The sequence below is a fragment of the Prevotella histicola genome (assembly GCF_055385135.1).
The window spans coordinates 1,151,304-1,170,788 of the sequence record NZ_AP043793.1; the positions used below are offsets into that span (position 1 = coordinate 1,151,304).

The 19,485-nt window shown below is 42.6% G+C and carries 13 protein-coding genes; 3 read left to right on the forward strand and 10 right to left on the reverse strand.

The window, feature by feature from the left end; translation table 11 throughout:
- Positions 1-47: 47 nt before the first annotated feature.
- Positions 48-2,165: a cation:proton antiporter gene (locus tag ACZ48L_RS04815; protein ID WP_219491482.1), complete on the reverse strand. Its 2,118-nt coding sequence runs from the start codon at positions 2,163-2,165 to the stop codon at positions 48-50.
- Between the two features lie 331 nt (positions 2,166-2,496).
- Here ACZ48L_RS04815 and ACZ48L_RS04820 point away from each other — a divergent pair, with 331 nt between their 5' ends.
- Positions 2,497-3,510, forward strand: a complete 1,014-nt coding sequence (locus ACZ48L_RS04820; protein ID WP_025792407.1) for an aspartate-semialdehyde dehydrogenase — start codon at positions 2,497-2,499, stop codon at positions 3,508-3,510.
- A 12-nt stretch (positions 3,511-3,522) separates the two neighbouring features.
- A complete protein-coding gene (locus tag ACZ48L_RS04825) occupies positions 3,523-3,807 on the forward strand; it encodes a putative quinol monooxygenase (RefSeq protein ID WP_008823966.1) in 285 nt (94 codons plus the stop codon).
- A 57-nt stretch (positions 3,808-3,864) separates the two neighbouring features.
- Here the strand turns inward: ACZ48L_RS04825 and ACZ48L_RS04830 are convergent, their stop codons facing one another.
- Positions 3,865-4,269 carry an FMN-binding protein gene (locus tag ACZ48L_RS04830; RefSeq protein WP_044113937.1) on the reverse strand — a complete coding sequence of 135 codons (405 nt, stop codon included), beginning with the start codon at positions 4,267-4,269 and terminating at the stop codon, positions 3,865-3,867.
- A gap of 697 nt (positions 4,270-4,966) precedes the next feature.
- On the opposite strand from ACZ48L_RS04830, the gene lipA reads away from it, so the two are divergent.
- A complete protein-coding gene (gene lipA / locus ACZ48L_RS04835) occupies positions 4,967-6,787 on the forward strand; it encodes a lipoyl synthase (protein ID WP_219450719.1) in 1,821 nt (606 codons plus the stop codon).
- Positions 6,788-6,863: 76 nt separating this feature from the next.
- On the opposite strand, the gene ACZ48L_RS04840 is transcribed toward lipA, so the two are convergent.
- From ACZ48L_RS04840 to recQ, 8 genes are all read right to left on the reverse strand, one after another.
- Entirely contained in the window at positions 6,864-8,024 is a 1,161-nt protein-coding gene (locus ACZ48L_RS04840) for an OmpA family protein (RefSeq protein WP_025792409.1), read from the reverse strand.
- Between the two features lie 195 nt (positions 8,025-8,219).
- Positions 8,220-10,088, reverse strand: coding sequence for a DNA mismatch repair endonuclease MutL (mutL, locus tag ACZ48L_RS04845; RefSeq protein WP_219450717.1), 1,869 nt, complete (start codon positions 10,086-10,088; stop codon positions 8,220-8,222).
- 3 nt (positions 10,089-10,091) lie between these two features.
- A complete protein-coding gene (locus tag ACZ48L_RS04850) occupies positions 10,092-10,382 on the reverse strand; it encodes a ubiquitin carboxyl-hydrolase (RefSeq protein WP_197050696.1) in 291 nt (96 codons plus the stop codon).
- A 41-nt stretch (positions 10,383-10,423) separates the two neighbouring features.
- Positions 10,424-12,262, reverse strand: a complete 1,839-nt coding sequence (locus ACZ48L_RS04855) for an OstA-like protein (protein WP_025792411.1) — start codon at positions 12,260-12,262, stop codon at positions 10,424-10,426.
- A complete protein-coding gene (locus tag ACZ48L_RS04860; protein ID WP_008823958.1) occupies positions 12,259-13,701 on the reverse strand; it encodes a peptidylprolyl isomerase in 1,443 nt (480 codons plus the stop codon). Before ACZ48L_RS04860 ends, ACZ48L_RS04855 begins: the two co-directional genes overlap by 4 nt.
- A gap of 19 nt (positions 13,702-13,720) precedes the next feature.
- Entirely contained in the window at positions 13,721-15,145 is a 1,425-nt protein-coding gene (locus tag ACZ48L_RS04865) for a peptidylprolyl isomerase (protein WP_025792412.1), read from the reverse strand.
- Between the two features lie 74 nt (positions 15,146-15,219).
- Positions 15,220-16,704, reverse strand: a complete 1,485-nt coding sequence (guaB, locus tag ACZ48L_RS04870; RefSeq protein ID WP_025792413.1) for an IMP dehydrogenase — start codon at positions 16,702-16,704, stop codon at positions 15,220-15,222.
- 532 nt (positions 16,705-17,236) lie between these two features.
- A complete protein-coding gene (gene recQ / locus ACZ48L_RS04875; protein ID WP_025792415.1) occupies positions 17,237-19,420 on the reverse strand; it encodes a DNA helicase RecQ in 2,184 nt (727 codons plus the stop codon).
- Positions 19,421-19,485 lie beyond the last annotated feature (65 nt).

Consider the following 19,485-nt stretch of genomic DNA (forward strand, 5'->3'; position numbering starts at 1 on the left):
ACCCATGAAGCCGATTTTGTAATAGCCATCATCAAGTCCATAGATACCTACACCTTATTATGAATCCACTCCCTCACAGCTTCATAAGCACTGCGTTCCTCCGTATGCTGTGGCTGGGCGAACGTCATATCATCCATTTCATTGCCATATTGATCAGGGAAAATAATCATCAAAGTCTTACCTTTAAAGTATCTATTCACCTCATCAGGCAGTCGTTCCATCGCACTTTTATAAGAGATTGTACCCTTACGAGCCGTAACAATAACAAAGAGATGATCCTTACTGACCTTTGTTGCAAGGTCGGGTAACTCATTCCAATGCTTCATTGGTACATATTCCGCTCTGACACTGGCAAAGTTATTATGGATATATTCATTGATCAGTTGCAGCGTATCCTTCCTTCCATGGAAGATTATCCTACATTCTAGATTCTCTGTCATACGTGCCAAGCGCTCCAACCAACGGTAGAACCCCGGCTCAAACTCTGCTCGGGAAGGTACAATAACCTGTATCCTACGCACAGTATTCAGAGGTTGCATGATACGAGTGATGATAATCTGACGACTCAACCCATTATAAAGACTGCGTGTAAACTCACCCCAGAAACCTTTACTGATATTATGATGGAAATGTAATCCCATCAGAATCTCTGAAGCCTGGAACTCTTTAAAGGCATGTTTGATACCATTAGCGATATTAGCAGCAATACGAACCTGCGTCGTCATGGGCACATCTGAAGCACTTGCAAGGTGCTGTAAATGCTCCAAGAGTCGTTGTCCTTCCGCTTGATTATGCCGCATATTAACATCATCATACACAACATTCAATGCAACCAACTCACGTTTCAGCTTCGGATTACGCATCATTGTTGCCATAGACACCAAGTTATCAGCATATTCCGGGTACTTTACAGGGATAAGAATCTTCTCATCATTAACGGTCTTTACCAACTCTGGTTCTTTCTTTTCCTTTAATCGGAGTCGTTGTGCAGCCCATTCTGTGACTACTGTTGAGATAACACAAGTGAAGAGAATCATGATAACAATACCATTCAGCACCTCATCACCAAAGAGATAAACACCCGGAGAGATCTCCAAACGCCTGCCTACCATCACCATAGCAATAGCTCCTGCTGCATGTGCACTGGTCAACCCGAACATCATATGCCCAGCCAAACGGGGCATACGGAACACCCCTGCAGCCAAATAAGCAGCTACCGCCTTACCTAAAGTACCAAACAAGACAAGGCAGAAGACGACCCAAAGTATATGAGTTCCTTGAAACAACAGACGAACATTGATCAACATTCCCACACCAATCAGGAAGTAAGGAATGAACAATGCATTACCTGTAAACTCGATACGGTTCATCAATGGAGATACCCTTGGGATGAAACGGTTCAGTATAAGACCAGAGAGGAAAGCACCAAAGATGCCCTCTAAGCCTACAGCATCCGACAAAGCAGCAGAGAGAAACACTACTGCCAAGATAAAGATAAACTGCATAACAGCATCCGAATAACGACGCAAGAACCAACGTGTGAGGCGTGGAATAACAAGAATAAGCCCTATGCTATAAACAAAGAACTTCACAACAAACAACACCCAAAAGCCTATTCCGGCTCCTCCTTGGAAAGAGTTGACGATAGACGCCATGACGATCAGTGCCATGAAGAGCGCCATCATAGAAGACCCGACACTCAATGTTGAGCTTGTATGTCGTGTCAATCCATAACGTCCAACGATAGGATAAGCAATGAGAGTGTTAGAAGCCATGATGGCAGAAAGGAGCAAAGCTGCTAACGGAGTATAACTTAACAGACTCACACCCATAAAATAAGTCATGGCAAACGGAACAAGAAAGGTTAGTAAACCGAATACAATAACACGTGTTCGGTTCTTCTTCAAGCCTTCCATGTCCATCTCAAGACCCGCTAAGAACATTATATAATAGAGTCCGACACGTCCAAAAAGTTCGAAAGAAGCATCGCGCTCCAATATGTTCAACCCATACTTACCAACGATAACACCAGCCAACACCATTCCAATAATATGTGGAATACGCAGTCGCCCCATGATGATTGGTGAAAGAAGAATCATCAACAGAACAACGAAAAATATCAATGTCGGGTCGGTTATCGGGAAATACTGGGATAAATTGAACATGAATGTCTATTAATAATGTTGTATGCAAAGTTACGAAAAAAGTTTTGCAACAGTCCATATTCGTATGTATTCATAGCTTATAAAGAATAAAAAATCCTGCATTAAATAGTCTTTCACATAGGTGGAATCCGTCAAATCCTCGTCTCTTGTTCGTTACTTCTCCCCCATTGTATGAGCGTATGAAATAAAACTCATAGTTACAAAAGAAGTTGAAAAGAAGCAAACAAAGCTCATAAAAGAACAAAATAGAATGACAATATGTTGCCTATATTACAAGAAAAGTAGTAATTTTGCAGACGAAAGGTATATTAAACAATAAAAGAAAGAACTTATGAAAGTAGCAATTGTTGGTGCCAGTGGTGCTGTAGGACAAGAACTCCTGCGCCTCTTGGATGAAAGAAACTTCCCTTTGGATGACTTGGTGTTATTCGGTTCAACCCGTTCAGCAGGTCGAAAGTACACCTTCAAAGGTAAGGAATATGAAGTGAAGCTACTTCAACACAATGATGATTTCAAGGGTGTTGACATTGCTTTCACCAGTGCAGGTGGTGGTACATCAGCAGAATTTGCGGAGACTATCACCAAATATGGTGCTGTGATGATCGACAACTCCAGCCAATTCCGTCAGGATGATGATGTCCCATTGGTTGTTCCAGAGATAAACGCTGAGGATGCATTGGTTCGCCCACGTGGCATCATTGCCAATCCTAACTGTACAACCATTATGATGGTTGTCGTGTTGAACCCTATTGAGAAGCTCAGCCATATCAAAAAGATTCACATCAGCAGCTATCAGAGTGCTTCAGGTGCAGGTGCTGCAGCCATGGAAGAGTTGATACAACAATATAAAGAACTTGTGGAGACAGGCGAAGTAAAGACCATCAACAAGTTCCCACATCAGCTTGCATATAACGTCATCCCACAGATTGACAAGATGATGGATAACGATTACACGAAGGAAGAGGTGAAGATGTTCAACGAGACACGTAAGATCATGCATTCGGACGTACGTACATCAGCTACCTGTGTTCGCGTTTCATCACTCCGCAGCCACTCTGAAGCAGTATGGTTTGAGACAGAACGCCCATTGTCAGTTGCTGAAATACGTGACGCTTTGAAGTCTGCTCCTGGTGTAACTCTTGTTGATGACCCACAGAATTATGTCTATCCAATGCCTCTTGAGAGTGCAGGTAAGGACGATGTCTTCGTTGGTCGTATCCGCAAAGACCTTGCAGATGACAATGGTAGTACGCTTTGGCTTACTGGTGACCAGATACGTAAGGGTGCAGCACTTAATGCAATACAGATTGGAGAATACCTTATTAAGGTAGGAAACATTAAGTAATAATAGAGAATTATGATAAGATTAAATGCATTTTTCAAGGTAAAAGCAGGTGTTACTACCGCACAGGTAAAGGCACTTACGGATGAACTTGTTGAAAGTTCGCGCAAAGATGAGGGTAACAAGGGTTACGATCTCTTTGAAAGTACTACCCAACCAGGTGTTTACATGTTCTGTGAGAGTTGGGAGAATGCCGAACTTCTGAAACGTCATGCAGCCTCAGAGCACTTCACTCGGATTGTTCCGGAGCTGGAAAAACTTACTGACGGCGGTTTAAGTATCGAACAATTTAAGAGATAACAATCAGCCCCTCCTGCATAAGGAGGGGCTGATTGTTTTATAAGAGGCATCTGTTTCCTACTTATTCTTCTTATAGTAAGCCACAGCAGCTGCCACATTTTCTTTCACAGCACGTGATGAATAGGTTGCACCAGTAGCACCATCAACCGTCTGTGCCTTGGCTGCCTTAGCCACTTTCATCCCATTAAACTTTGGTAAGAGTACCTGTTTAACACGATCAAAGAACTTTGGACTCTCACGATTAGGCAATGCCTCAACCTTTACTACTTTGTTATTCTTAATGTAAACTTCCAAAGGTGTTGCACCTTTAAAGCCTTTCACATTCGGAGTAAGACTGGTTGTGTTAACCACATACGTACCATCAGCTTGCTTATACATTACTTGCCCTTGCTGTATAGCTGCAAAAGCGACACCCGTTGCGAGCAGAACCGTCATGGAAACTGCAAATATTTGTTTCTTCATTATTATTGATTTTATACTTAAAAATACATCTTTAAGACTACAAATATACGGAAAAAGTATAACGTGAAGCATTATTATTTATATTTTTTAACGGTTGACATAACCTTCAGAGGATTCTTATTGAAGAATCAGAGTTTGGGTGGAAACTGGCGGTTTATAATCAGATACAGCTTAAACATTCCTCTTCGCAAAAGGTATTAAGCTGAGTATTATGTAAAGGAAAATCACATTCCACTTTTGAAAGACGCTCTTTTACGTTGTAAAAGGGCACCTTTTGCATGGTAAAAGGGCATCTTTTACACTTCAAAAGGGCGTCTTTTACATTGCAAAAGACGCCCTTTCACTTTCTGAAATATAACCATCTGATTGTCTGATGATTACAAAGTCACTAAAACAACATATTTGTTGAAAAACTCATTCATAAGACCTTCTTTATTGTAATATTATTTCAACAGTCATATACAATCATCAAATGACAGACAATCCATGAGAGAACAAAACATGACGTCCTACCAACTGTCTAACAGAAAGACAATCCCCTCATCACAACCTGCCGTTATCATGCCAAGAAGAAAGCCACAATTCAGTAATTTATCAACACGAGAAAAATCGGAAAAGAGCGTAAATAAAAGCCAAAGACTTATTGCTTTCAGGATTTTATTTGTACATTTGTGAACATAAACAATCGATACCAACTATGAAATATATACTAATTCCAGATGCTGGAAGCATCCGTCAGTTGCCCTTCTACTTTGCAATAGAAGAGTATGTGGCACGACGTTACAACGACGATGACTACTTTATGGGGTGGAGAGTGAACCCAACAGTCATGCTAGGGCGCAACCAACTCATTGAGAATGAAGTGAATACTGATTACTGTCATGAGCAAAACATAGATATCTTCAGGCGCAAGAGCGGCGGTGGATGTATCTATGCAGACACAGGATGTATCCAGTTTTCTTACATTTCCCGCACCTCTAATGCCAACGAAGCATTCGTACAATACATGCAACGCATGGCAGATATCCTGCATAGTCTGCACATCAATGCTGAATTATCTGGCAGAAATGATATTATTCTTGATGGCGCTAAGGTGTCAGGATGTGCCTTTTATCAGCTTACGAATCGCAGTGTATTGCATAATTCTGTCCTCTTCGATACACAGTTAGACCATTTATCACATGCGCTTACACCCTCAAAGGAGAAGCTGCAAAGCAAAGGAATAGAATCCGTAAGACAACGTGTGACAAACATTGCACAGCACACTCAGATTGACATCATTGCCTTTATGGATTACGTAAGACAAGAGATGTGTGGTAATGAAACCTTGGAACTCACCGAAGAAGACATGAGAAACATTTCCGAAATAGAGAAGGAATTGGCTTCACATGATTTTGTCTACGGCAAAAACCCAAAGTATTCTGTAGTAAGGAAGCACCGTTTTGAGGGTGTCGGCACCATTGAAGCACGCATAGAACTGAAGAACAACGTCATCAGTGGTATTGATATGGCAGGTGATTACTTCCTTTTGGGCGACATTGACCATGATCTTCTGAAGCCTCTAAAAGGAAAAGAATTCACAAGAGAAAGCGTCAGTGAAGTTTTGAAAGACATTGATTTGTCGACAATCATACGTGGATTGCAAGCACGCCAGCTGCTCCGCCTGCTCTTTGGGTGTGAACCTCACGTCATGAAACCCGAATGGTTGAAGATTGATCTGACGTCGAAGAAGTCGACAGGAGAGACTGCTGGTATCCTTGCCAAGCACCATATGAATACCATTTGCACCAGCGGACTATGTCCAAACCGTGCAGAATGCTGGATGGCACGTACTGCAACACTGATGATTGGCGGTGATATATGCACCAGGAAGTGCCGTTTCTGCAACACATTGAGCGGAAAACCTAGACGACTTGATGAGAAAGAACCACAACGTGTGGCTGAATCCATCAAGGCACTTGCCCTGCGTTATGCCGTTATCACATCCGTTGACCGTGATGATCTGCCCGATTACGGTGCTGAACATTGGATAAAGACGATTGAAGCCATACGTAAAGAGAACCCAGAAACAAAGATTGAACTGCTCATTCCCGACTTTATGGGACGTGCAGAGCTTATTCATAAAGTCATGGAGACACACCCACACGTAGCAGGACACAATATGGAGACCGTCAGAAGACTGACGCCTACGGTTCGATCCGTAGCAAAATATGACCGTAGCCTTGATGTTCTCAGAGAGATTACCCGATGTGGTATTACGGCAAAGACGGGCTTCATGTTAGGACTGGGGGAGACACACGAAGAGATTCTTGAGACAATGGATGACATACTTGCCACTGGTTGCAAACGATTAACACTGGGACAATACTTGCAACCCACAGCACATCATTTGCCCGTAATGGCTTATATCACCCCAGAACAGTTTGCTGAATATAAGCGCATAGCGTTAGCAAAGGGATTCAAGCACGTTGTCAGCGGTCCGCTTGTGCGCTCATCCTATCACGCAGCAGAGTCTTAAACACCAGAAACAATAAAAGGTGCTTCCCAAACAGGAAGCACCTTTTATATATTTTGTCGACTGTTGAGCCAGCTGATTACTCAGCAACCTGAACTGTAGCACGACGGTTGAAAGAGATAGGAGACAATGTCTCAACACCACCCTTACCAACAGTAGAAATCTTATTGTTCTCAACACCCATCTTAACAAGCTCGTTAGCAACAGTAGCAGCACGACGCTCAGAGAGCTTCTGGTTGTAAGCAGCAGTACCAGTAGCACTATCAGCATAACCAGTAACGAGGAGATTGTTGTTGTTGTCCTTAGCATACTTAGCAAGAGCCTGTACGTTTACGAGATCCTTCTGAGAAGCGATTGTAGACTTGTTGATGTTGAAGAATACAGAAACAGGAGTATTAACCAACTGCTTAACAGACTCAGATGGAGTCTCTGCAGGCTTCTGATTAGCCAGTTCTTCACGCAAACGAGCATTCTCAGCTTCGGAATCACGAAGCTTAGCATTCAATGCATCGAGAGCTGCTTGGTGCTGTGCGTTGATAGCTTCAACATCTGGTGTCTTGCTCCATGTAGCCTTTCCAAGGTTAAAGTTCAGACCAACCTCAGCGTAGAGGTTATTGTCATGAGACTCCCAGAAGCCTCTATCGTTCTTGCTGTCGAAGCCATCAAGTCCTGCTTCGTAGCGATTCCAACCAGCCTCAAGGTATACACCAAGGTTCTTGCAGAGCTTCCAAGAAGACTGAATACCTGCGCTCAAGCCTGTTGCATACTTGTCTTTAGACATTGAACGACCAACACCTGCACCGATAAATGGGATAACATTCCATACACGGTTCTCATTGTAACCACAAAGAAGGTTACTAAGATTGAACATTACCTGCTCTTGAGCAATCCAATACTTGTTTCCATTATCGAGACGAGACGCATGATTGTCTGTGTCACCGACACGTTTTCCCCAGATACCCTGTACCTTTGTACGAAGACCAATACCTGGTGTGAACCACTTACCGATAGCAAATGAAGCACCAGGGTTAGCACGGAAACGCTTCAATGGGCTTGATGCCTCATTGCGACCATGCTCCTGATCAGAATACCAAGCATTCCAATCTGCACCAATCTGGATGAACCAATTGCTCCAGAAAGAGTTTGTTGCGACACTATACTTCTCTGTAAGAGCGTCGTCCTGTGCAAAAGTGGTCATAGAAACACCAGCTAATGCCAATACAACTAATAATTTTTTCATAACTTTATTTGTTTAACTAACTCAAATTGTTTGTATTAAGACACCGTCGTTAACGGCATTTCACCTTATTAAAAACGGTCGCAAAGATAACAATTATATTTTAATGTGGTCTTTTTTTTCAATAAAATACAGCTTATTTAACGTAGATAACAAAAGAATTATAAATGGTTTAGATAAGCCTTTCACTATCAGTTGTCAACTATCAAAGAGATGTTCAATGTCATGTTGTTGCATAATGGCAATAATAGGAGTACCAGAAGGCGTATAATTAACATTACTGCACGCAAAAAGTTCATTGACAATACTCTCCATTTCACTATTACTCAGCACTTGTCCTTGCGGGATTGCCGCATTACGAGCAAGGCTAAGCGCCAACACATGGTCTATCTCTTCCTTCACATGCGTACCACTTTCTATGGCAGCAGCAACCATATCAGTAATAAGTGTTACTGCATTGAGTCCTTCAATACCTGCAGGTACACCATTAACAGCGTAACTTCCTCCCCCAAGGTTGTCGAGTTGGAAGCCCATCTCCGTCATTTCAGGTAAGATATGATCAAGGATGACAGAGTCTGAGACCGAGAATTGGACCATTTCTGGGAAGAGAACCTTCTGCGAATGTACCTTATGTTCGGACAACTGACGAAGATATGCCTCATATAATATACGTACGTGCGCGCGATGTTGATTGATAATCATCAGTCCAGACTTGACTGCTGTCATGATATAACTACCCTTATATTGATAATGTGTAGGCGATTTGTCCTCTATCATAGCCGTTGCATCAGGCGCAGTTGCTACTGATGAGATAATTGTTTCTCCATTATCAACATTACCAATAGGCGTATCCTCCTGTCCAAAGAGGTCTGTCTGAGGTGTTTCTGTGTTGGTATCCAACCCTGCATAAAGGCTTTCCCAGCTTTCAGTATTAGTTGTTCTTTGTGGCTGAGACGACTGTTTAAAAGGATTATACTGTGGGTTGAAACTTATTTTCGGCGCAGACGTACTCCCATTAGGGTTGAAAACAGGGATATCAGGCTTCCCTTCTGTATCAAAATCAATGGAAGGAACATCATTAAACTTACCCACAGCCTCCTTCACCGATGCTAGTAGAATCTGCCAAATAGCCTGTTCATTCTCGAATTTTATCTCTGTTTTCGTTGGATGTATGTTCACATCAATGTTCTCAGCAGGGACTTCAAAATACAGAAAGTACGGAATTTGCTCTCCCTGAGGTATGAGTCTGTCGAATGCTGTCATGACTGCCTTATGAAAATAGGCATGCTTCATATAGCGTTCGTTGACGAAGAAGTACTGCTGCAGTACCTTCTTACGTGCTGACTCGGGCTTCCCTACGAAGCCATGAATACGACATAACGATGTATCAACACCTATTGGGAGCAGATCTTGGTTGAGTCTTTTACCAAAAACCTCCACTATGCGCTGGCGATAGCTACATGAACGTAGATTAAAAAGCTCTGTTCCATTGCTATGAAGGGTAAAAGATATCTGGGGATAGACTAATACTATACGTTCAAAAGCAGTGATAATATTATTCAATTCTGTTGTGTTCGACTTCAGAAACTTACGCCGAGCAGGGACATTAAAGAAGAGATTCTCCACCGTGAAGTTACTTCCTACAGGACAAGCACACGGTTCCTGCCCAACAAACCGACTACCAGAGATAGTTAGTTGGGTTCCTAAATCCTCTCCTTCCATACGTGTTTTTAAGTCAATCTGTGCCACCGCAGCGATGGAAGCCAATGCTTCACCACGGAAACCCATCGTGTGAAGAGAGAAAAGATCATCCGCTTTGCGTATCTTTGACGTTGCATGACGCTCGAAAGAGAGCCGGGCATCAGTCTCAGACATACCCTTTCCATCGTCAATAACTTGAATAGAGGTACGTCCAGCATCAACGATTATCACATTAATGTTGCTTGCTCCGGCATCAATAGCATTCTCAACCAACTCCTTTACGACCGAAGCAGGGCGCTGAATGACCTCTCCTGCAGCAATTTGGTTGGCCACACTATCAGGTAAAAGTTGTATAATGTCACTCATAATCTACCCTATTAGACTAAAAAACAGTATAATAAACAAAACAATAACACCTGCAGAAAGAGCCAAAGCAACCCAAAGTGCTGTGTACCTTATACTGCGATGCCTCAAAATACGGGGTCGTAGACTTCCCGCAATACGCTTCTGCATCTGCTCATGATAGCTATCTTGAGTTGTACTTTCCCCACTCGTCTCCTGTCGGTTACGGCGTTCAAGTTCCTTTAGTAGCTCCTTTCGCTCATCAACATACATGTATTCATGATGAAAACGACGTGGGCGTGATGATTGAAAAAACATGATTATTGTGCGTAATTACGATATATTATATGCTAAAATGATCACTCTACGTGTTGACGAGGGGGCAAAGCTACCTGTGCATTACGAACTGTTGCACTCGTTTTACGTGCTGCCCGCCGGAAGATATCATGCTTATCCTTGGGTCGAACATCATCAAAAAGCTCGAAATGAGGTAACGTTAATTTATCAGAAGGTATCTGTGTCATAGGACTTATGACACCATTTGCCTTAGACATCCATATCTTCTTCAGCTTACGTTCTGGCGAAATGAACATTCTAAGCGTGTCCGTCTCCGTATAATCATGCCCTATTAGCGTACTATCTTTATCGGTATGATAGAATATAACCTCAACATTTCCCCAAGCATCCACCCTTCTTAATGCTCCATCAGTGAAGTAAGCGTGCATCATCTTTGATGATATCTGATTATAATGCTTCTTATCTGGAAGCGTTTCTATAGAGAAAGCATTCCCATATACTAATGCATCACGTATCGTTGAGTCATTCAGATAAGCCTTAATGGAGTCACCTACCAGCTGACGATTCCCACTCCAAACGATAGGATAATCATACATTGTCATGCAGGAATCCTTTGTATTGAAGACAAGAAAGCCACAAACAGCCTGTATATCCGTACGAAAGGCACGTACATTGTTCACTCCATAGATCTCACGATACATCCGTGGAGTATTCATATGAAACCCTTTCATACTGATTGTATCTGCATGTACGAAGAGAGTGTCACCCTTTGAGAACTCTTTAGCTACTGGTCCAGGGTTTCCACCAAAGGCTATTGCCGCTGAATCAGTATAATGTAGATAGTCACCTTGGAAGGCATGCTTGCTTTTATGGTCTATATAGTAAACATTTCCTTCGCCAGTTCCTTCGTGTGTGTTACTGTTATAGGTAAGATCACGCCCCGTTATAGTGCGTTGTTTTACATTATCTACAATCTTAACATTACCATGTCCCTCACTATGACCAGTCTTTTCATTATAGAAGACATTATCTCCTGTAATGATACGGTGGTTCACTTTATCAACAATCTTCACACTTCCATGTCCTTCTGCATCTCCTGTTGCACTATTATAGATGATGTTGTCACCTTCAACATCTTGTCGAGGAGAGGTTATAGTAGAACGGCCATTTAGCTCCATGTAGTCTGTTTTGCTGTTATAAGTTCCATCATTCGTATGGACAACCTCCCCTTTCGAAGTGCGAATGACCGATTTCCCAACTACATGGACAAGTCCTGTTGCAGTATTACCATGCGCCTCTGGCGTATTGATACGATACTTTGGCGTACGCATAACAACGTTACCAAAGAAGTTTGCATCGTGAGTATCTGTATTATAATCACCTTGATCAGCCACAATAGTATTTCCATTATAAACCAATGTGCCACGTCCACCAAAGTAATTAGCTACCTTAGACGCCATATTATAATCCAGACTGTCACAACGAAGAGACCTTCCAGGCTCCCGAACTACCACATTTTTCCGCACATGAATCATCTGTGCAAAGCCATCATAGTGCATTCTGCGACAATCAAGGGTCACTCCTCCTGGGCGAGTCATGTGTACCAAGCCAAACGCTTTGAACCATTTATCTTTCTCATTGAAGTAAGCACTGTCACAACGTAACGTCATTCCTTTATAACGAAAGCGCACATTGCCCTTCGCAATCTGTACATCTGGCATCTCCATCTGGTTATGACGCAGGTTATCAGCATGGTCAATATAGAACTTTTCACCCTTGACTGTAACTGGATTCTGTGCCTTTACAGGTTGACATAACCATAGCCCAAGCAGGCATAGAATCGTAATTATCATGATTCTATGCCCGCAAAGTATATTGAAATATAACCGTTTTAATGTCATTTAACCCAACCTTCGTATTGGAACTTACAATTCTGATATCTTGGATTGATTCTTACGTAGGTCTCCTTTATCTTCTTTTCCACCCAATTATGAATCATTTCCTGTCGGCGATGAGCCACAACTATATCTTTCATTGCCTGGAAATCCTCTGTAATCGTTGCCCTATGTTCTGGAATACGGCTCTTAAGTTTTACGATTGCACAAACAACCTTACCCTTTGCATCAACCATTTGGAACGGAGCAGAGACTTCTCCGACCTTCAGACCTTCCACAACACGAGCTACTTCAGAAGGAAGATCCTTCATTTTGAAGCGTGATGTACGCACATTCTCCGATGAATTAACCATCAAACCATGGTTGTTTTTCGTGTCTTTGTCATCAGAAAGATATGCTGTAGCATCCTCAAAGGTAAATTTTCCAGCTTTTATATCATTGTTTATAGAGTCAAGTCGCTCTTTAGCTGCATCTATAGAAGCCATTGAGACATGCGGTTTCAAAAGTATATGACGGACATTTACCTTATCACCTCGCTTATCAACAAGCTGAATGATATGGTATCCGAACTCACTCTCAACTATTTTTGAAACCTTTTTAGGGTCAGTGAGGTTGAAAGCTGCGGCTGCAAAGGCAGGATCAAGCATACCACGACCCATATATCCAAGCTCTCCTCCCTGTCGAGCAGAGCCTGGATCCTCAGAATACAAGCGTGCCAACGTAGCGAAAGAGGTCTCACCCTTCGTCACACGATCAGTATAATCACGCAATTGATTCTTGATTCTATTGACTTCTTCAGGCTCAACCTTTGGTGTTTGTGTCAATATCTCCACCTCAACAGTAGTAGGAATCATAGGGATACTATCCACTGGAAGGTTCTTAAAGTACTCCCTCACTTCTGCTGGAGACACCTTAATATCACCTACAAGCTTCTCCTGCATACGCTGAACAAGCTGTCTGTTCTTGTAATCATCATGCAGATCCTGACGAATCTGTGCCAAACTCTTATGCTGGAAGGCTTCCAGCTTCTCCTTAGAACCGATCTGTGGAAGAGAAATCCAATAGTTTATCTGTTGGTCAATACCTTGTGCTATCTCCGACTCAGTCACTTCTATACTATCCAAAGCAGCCTGATGGAGAAAGAGTTTCTGCACTGCTATCTGCTCTGGGATGATGCAATCAGGGTCACCACCCCACTTTGTTCCTTCAGCTTCACCCTGAAGCTTCATTATCTCTACCTCAGATTTCAATATTGGTTCGTCTCCAACAACCCAGACAACCTCATCTACAACACTACGAGGATCTGTCTGTGTCGTCGCATCTGAGCGTACTGAGTCCGACAATTCAACAGGACCACTGGCACGAAAAGCACCAGCATGTAAGCCCATCGTCATAAGAACTGTCCCTGCAAGCAGGAGTCCTATCTTTCCTTTACTTATCTTCATCGATTTAGTTAATTATCTTTTAGTGCTTATTAACCGTGGCAACCACTTTCGGATCAACCACAACCTTATATCGTTTTCTTAATGCTTCAACCCAATTCTTCTCCAATTCATCTTGATAATCTGCCACAACAAGACCACGAACATCATCCATTCCTTCTGGCGCTTTTATCTTTTTGCCAAAGGTTGCATCAATAGGATAATCCTTCATTGGTGCTATTGTGGTGTCTTTTTTGAAGACATCACGGTCTACATAAGCGTTATCACCCTTACGGAAGATACCTTTCTCCACTCGGATACGTATCACACTGTCAGCATTGAACGTCTTACGCAATGCCTCAGCCCACTTACTGAAAGGAAGATTCTTCACACAATTCTTCACTGCCGCTACGTCTTCACGCTTCCGTACATGGTAGGCAATACCCTTAAAACGTGGTTCTGACCACTTATATTGCTTCTTATGCTTACTGAAATAAGCCTCAAGTCCAGCCTCATCCTTGGCAGCTTTGTCCCAGACGGTGCGGTTGCTCATCTCAATCATCAGTAAACCGTCATGATATTCCTTAATGAGATTACGCAAATCAGCATCCTTCTCCTCCATATCAGCAAGTCTCTTGCTAAGTATCTGCTCCTTTGTCACACCACTGCCAGCCTGCTTTGCGAGAGAATCTATCTTCTGATCTATAATCTGTTCACGCAATCCACGCATATCAATGAACTGCATTATATCTGCACGAACCGAATCATAAGGAGGAAAATCTTCATGTCCTGTCATCTTAATGATATGATATCCAAACGGACTTAACACCGGTCTGCTGATTTCTCCAGGCTTCAACGACAGCATTGCAGCCTCAAACTCCTTCACAGTCTGACCCTTCTGAAGCGGTGGAAGTTCGCCACCCTTAACAGCAGAGGACGCATCAGCAGAATATCTCTTAGCCAATACTGCGAAATCAGCACCATGTTTCAAAGCCGTATAGATAGAATCAGCCAACACTTTTGCTGCTGCTTCTTCATCCTTAGTGGAGCGTTGATTCATTCCGATAAGGATATGAGAACACCGCCACAAGCCTCCATTAGCATTCACTTGCTGCTGCGTTTCACGATAAAGTCTGCGTGCCTCAGCCTCAACATCAGCGTCAGAGATCATCGTTGGGCGTACCTGCTGATCCCGATAATTCAGAAACTCTTGTTTAAACGACTTCAATGTATCAAGATGCGCATCCATTGCAGCCTGCACCTTGAGCTTATAATTGATAAAGAGGTCAAGATATTCATTCACACTCTTTTTATCTATTACCCCGTCAGAGTTATTCTTATTATAGGAATACTCAAATTCCGAACGACTCACTGGTCGCCCATTGATTGTCATGATAGTAGGGTCAGACTGCCCATAAGCCATTGTTGTGGAGAGCAGTGCGACTGACAGAATTACCTTGATTTTCATTGTTATCATTTAAAACGCACGTACCCTCTCCACTGATAAGACAGAGAAGAGGGCCGAATCTTTATACTCGTGTATTATTCTGGACGTGAATAGTTTGGTGCTTCACTGGTGATTGTGATGTCATGAGGATGACTCTCCATAACGCCAGCATTTGTGATTCGAGTGAACTTAGCATTGTGCAAATCTACGATAGAGCCTGCACCGCAATAGCCCATACCTGAACGAAGACCACCAGTCAGCTGATAAATAACCTCCTGAACAGTTCCTTTGTAAGGCACACGACCAGCAATACCTTCTGGAACAAGCTTCTTTGCGTCAAAGACATCACCCTGGAAATAACGGTCACGTGAACCATTCTTCTGCTCCATAGCCTCTAACGAGCCCATACCACGATAACTCTTGAACTTACGTCCATTGAAGATGATGGTGTCACCAGGAGACTCTTCAGTACCAGCAACAAGTGAACCTATCATCACCGAGCTACCTCCTGCTGCCAAAGCTTTGACAACATCGCCTGAATAACGCAAGCCACCATCAGCTATCAAAGGTACACCTGTCCCCTCAAGCGCTTTACAAACATCGTAAATAGCAGTCAGCTGTGGTACGCCAACACCTGCAACGACGCGTGTCGTACAGATGGAACCAGGACCAATACCAACCTTTACGGCGTCAGCACCATTGTCAACAAGGAACTTAGCAGCCTCACCTGTAGCTATATTTCCTACAACTACATCAAGGTTGGGGAAGGCAGACTTCACATCACGGAGCTTACCTATCACACCTGCGGAATGGCCATGAGCCGTATCAATGACGATGGCATCTACACCAGCTGCTACCAAAGCTTCAGCACGTTCCATGGTATCAGCTGTCACACCAACGCCAGCTGCCACACGCAAACGGCCCTTCTCGTCCTTGCAAGCCATTGGTTTATCCTTGGCTTTCGTAATATCTTTGTAAGTAATCAAGCCGACAAGATGATTCTCACGGTCGACTACTGGAAGTTTCTCAATCTTGTTTTCCTGCAGAATCTGCGCTGCTGCAGTAAGATCAGTCTGCTGATGAGTCGTAACAAGATTATCCTTTGTCATCACCTCATCAATGAGTTTGTCTAACCGACGTTCAAAGCGCAGGTCACGATTGGTCACGATACCAACCAGATGATTCTCTCCATCAACAACGGGAATACCACCAATATGATAGTCAGCCATCATGTCAAGCGCATCTTTTACCGTGCGTCCCTGACGAATAGTAACCGGATCATAGATCATTCCGTTCTCTGCTCGCTTCACAATCGCTACATTACGAGCCTGATCTTCGATGGTCATGTTCTTATGAATCACACCAATACCGCCTTCACGGGCAATGGCTATCGCCATAGAGCTTTCCGTTACGGTGTCCATAGCCGCTGTAACAAAAGGCACATTGAGGTCAATGTGACGTGAGAACTTGGTTTTCAACTCTACCTCTTTAGGCAGAACTTCAGAATAAGCCGGGATTAAAAGGACGTCATCGTAGGTCAATCCGTCCATCGTGATTTTATCTGCAACAAATGATGACATAGTGTATTAAGAAATTTATTGCATGCAAATTTACTAATTAAAATCCAAACATACAGGCTTTTTGCCGTTTTTCTCACCTGCCATTAAAAGTATTTAACGGCACAAGCAACAAGCATGTATTCATCCATTGACTAAAGACAGAATACTGTAAGATTTAAGTTTGCTTTCCATTTATCGATACATGAGCAAGCCAGCAATGATGGTCAATTGTAAAAAATGTTCACTTCAAGAAAACAAAAGATATCCTTTTACATTCTAAAAGGGCACCTTTTGCATGGTAAAAGATGCCCTTTTGAGACGCAAAAGACGCCCTTTTGCAACGTAAAAGGGCGTCTTTTAAAACGTGATTTATAACGGATTAACTATCACTTAGTTACAAAGTCATAAAAAGTCAGATATATAAAGAAAAACAAGAGAGCATCACTTTAAAATTGTAAAGTCATTTCAAAAGAAGAAAGAAGTCTCCTTTTCCTAAGGAGAACACAAACAATAAAAGGCACATCTCATATGTAAGATGTGCCTTTTAAACTATTTAATTAGCCATTTCTGACAGGAATTTGATTCGGACAAGACGAATAAGTTCTTCGCTATACTCACCGTCAAGATCTTCCATTGCAGCTTCTATATCGTCTGTTTCACTACTCATGAAATAATCATAGACATCATCTATCTGGTCTTCATCATAGACATCCTCAAGGAAATAATCAATGTTCAGCTTTGTTCCACTGTACACTATCTCTTCAACCTTGTACAAAAGATCATCAAAATCAAGCCCTTCAGCCGATGCAATATCATCAAGTGGCAACTGCCGGTCAATGCTTTGGATGATCTTTACCTTCTGCATTGACTTCTTTGCAACCGTCCGAACGCGCAGTTCTTCTGGTCTTTCAATATTGTTTTCCTCACAATATGACTTGATAAGCTCGTAGAATTCGCGCCCATAACGCTTAGCTTTACCAGCTCCTACACCTTGTATATTCTGCAACTCCTGCTCATTGACAGGGTACATCATTGCCATCTGCTCCAAAGAAACATCTTGAAAGATGACATAAGGAGGTATATCCAACTTATGTGCAACCTTCTTTCTAAGACTTTTCAGCATGGAGAAAAGCGTAGGATCAAGCACTGCCGTACCTGACATAGGCTCTTCATCAGACTCTTCATCCTTGAATTCAGTGTCCATCACTATCATAAACGATTCAGGAGACTTCATAAAGCGCTTCCCAGCGGCTGTTAATTTCAGCAGACCATAGTTGTCTACATCCTTCTTTAGGTATCCTGCAAGCAGCGCTTGACGCACAACAGGGTTCCATATCTTCGGATCTTCATCTTCACCAGCACCAAAATCGTCCAGTTCATCATGTTTATGATCCTTCTGATCATCAGTAGCTCTACCCTTTACAAAGTCTATCACATACTCCTGACGGAAGTTCTCTTTCAGTTCCTTTACAGCTTTTAGAATCGTCAGAAGATAGTCCTTGCCCTCTATCTTCGTCTTTGGATGAAGACAATTGTCGCACATGCCACAATTACATTTGGCATATTCTTCACCAAAATAATGAAGAAGCATCTTTCTCCGGCAGACAGAAGACTCAGCATAGGCTTCTGTTTCCTGTAACAACTGACGCCCAATATCCTGCTCAGCGACCGGCTTTCCCTCCATGAACTTCTCAAGTTTCTTCAGGTCATTCTTAGAGTAGAACACGATACAAATGCCCTCTTCGCCATCGCGCCCAGCACGTCCCGTCTCTTGATAATAACCTTCAAGGCTTTTCGGGATATCATAATGGATAACAAAACGCACATCTGGTTTATCGATTCCCATACCGAAAGCTATCGTTGCAACAATTACATCAATCTCTTCCATCAGGAAATCGTCCTGTGTTTTTGACCGAGTTTCAGAGTCAAGGCCAGCATGATAAGGTGCCGCTTTTATATCATTGGCTTGCAGAATGGCTGCCAATTCTTCTACTTTCTTCCGAGATAGACAGTAAATGATACCACTTTTACCTGCATGTTGCTTGATAAACTTGATGATTTGCTTGTTAGTGTCATCGTCATTCTTCTTTGGTCGTACTTCATAATAGAGATTCGGACGATTAAAAGAGCTCTTAAACTCTGCACAATCCTCTATCCCCAAGCTGCGAATGATGTCCGTTCGCACCTTATCAGTAGCCGTTGCAGTGAGTGCAATGACTGGCGCCAGCCCTATTGTCTCTATGGCATGACGAATCTTTCGATACTCTGGGCGGAAGTCATGTCCCCACTCTGAGATACAATGTGCCTCATCAATAGCATAAAAACTTATCTTCACTGACTTCAGGAATTCCATATTCTCCTCCTTATTCAGTGACTCTGGAGCAACATAAAGTAATTTAGTACGCCCTGAAAGGATGTCGGCACGTACGTTGTCTATCTCAGCTTTCTTTAAAGAAGAGTTCAAGTAATGAGCCACACCATCCTCCTCGCTGATACCATTGATGACATCCACCTGGTTTTTCATCAATGCTATTAACGGGGAAACGACAATTGCCGTACCGTCCATAATAAGAGATGGGAGCTGATAGCAGAGACTTTTACCGCCTCCTGTTGGCATTAACACGAACGTATCACACCCTGCTAATAGGTTACGGATAATAGACTCTTGGTCACCTTTGAACTTATCAAAGCCAAAATAGTGTTTTAGTTTTTCGGTAAGATTGACTTCTTTTGTCATGCTAATAGTTGTTTCTATTCTTTTCCTTGGTCGGTTTGATAGAAAAACATACAGTCTGCAATGGA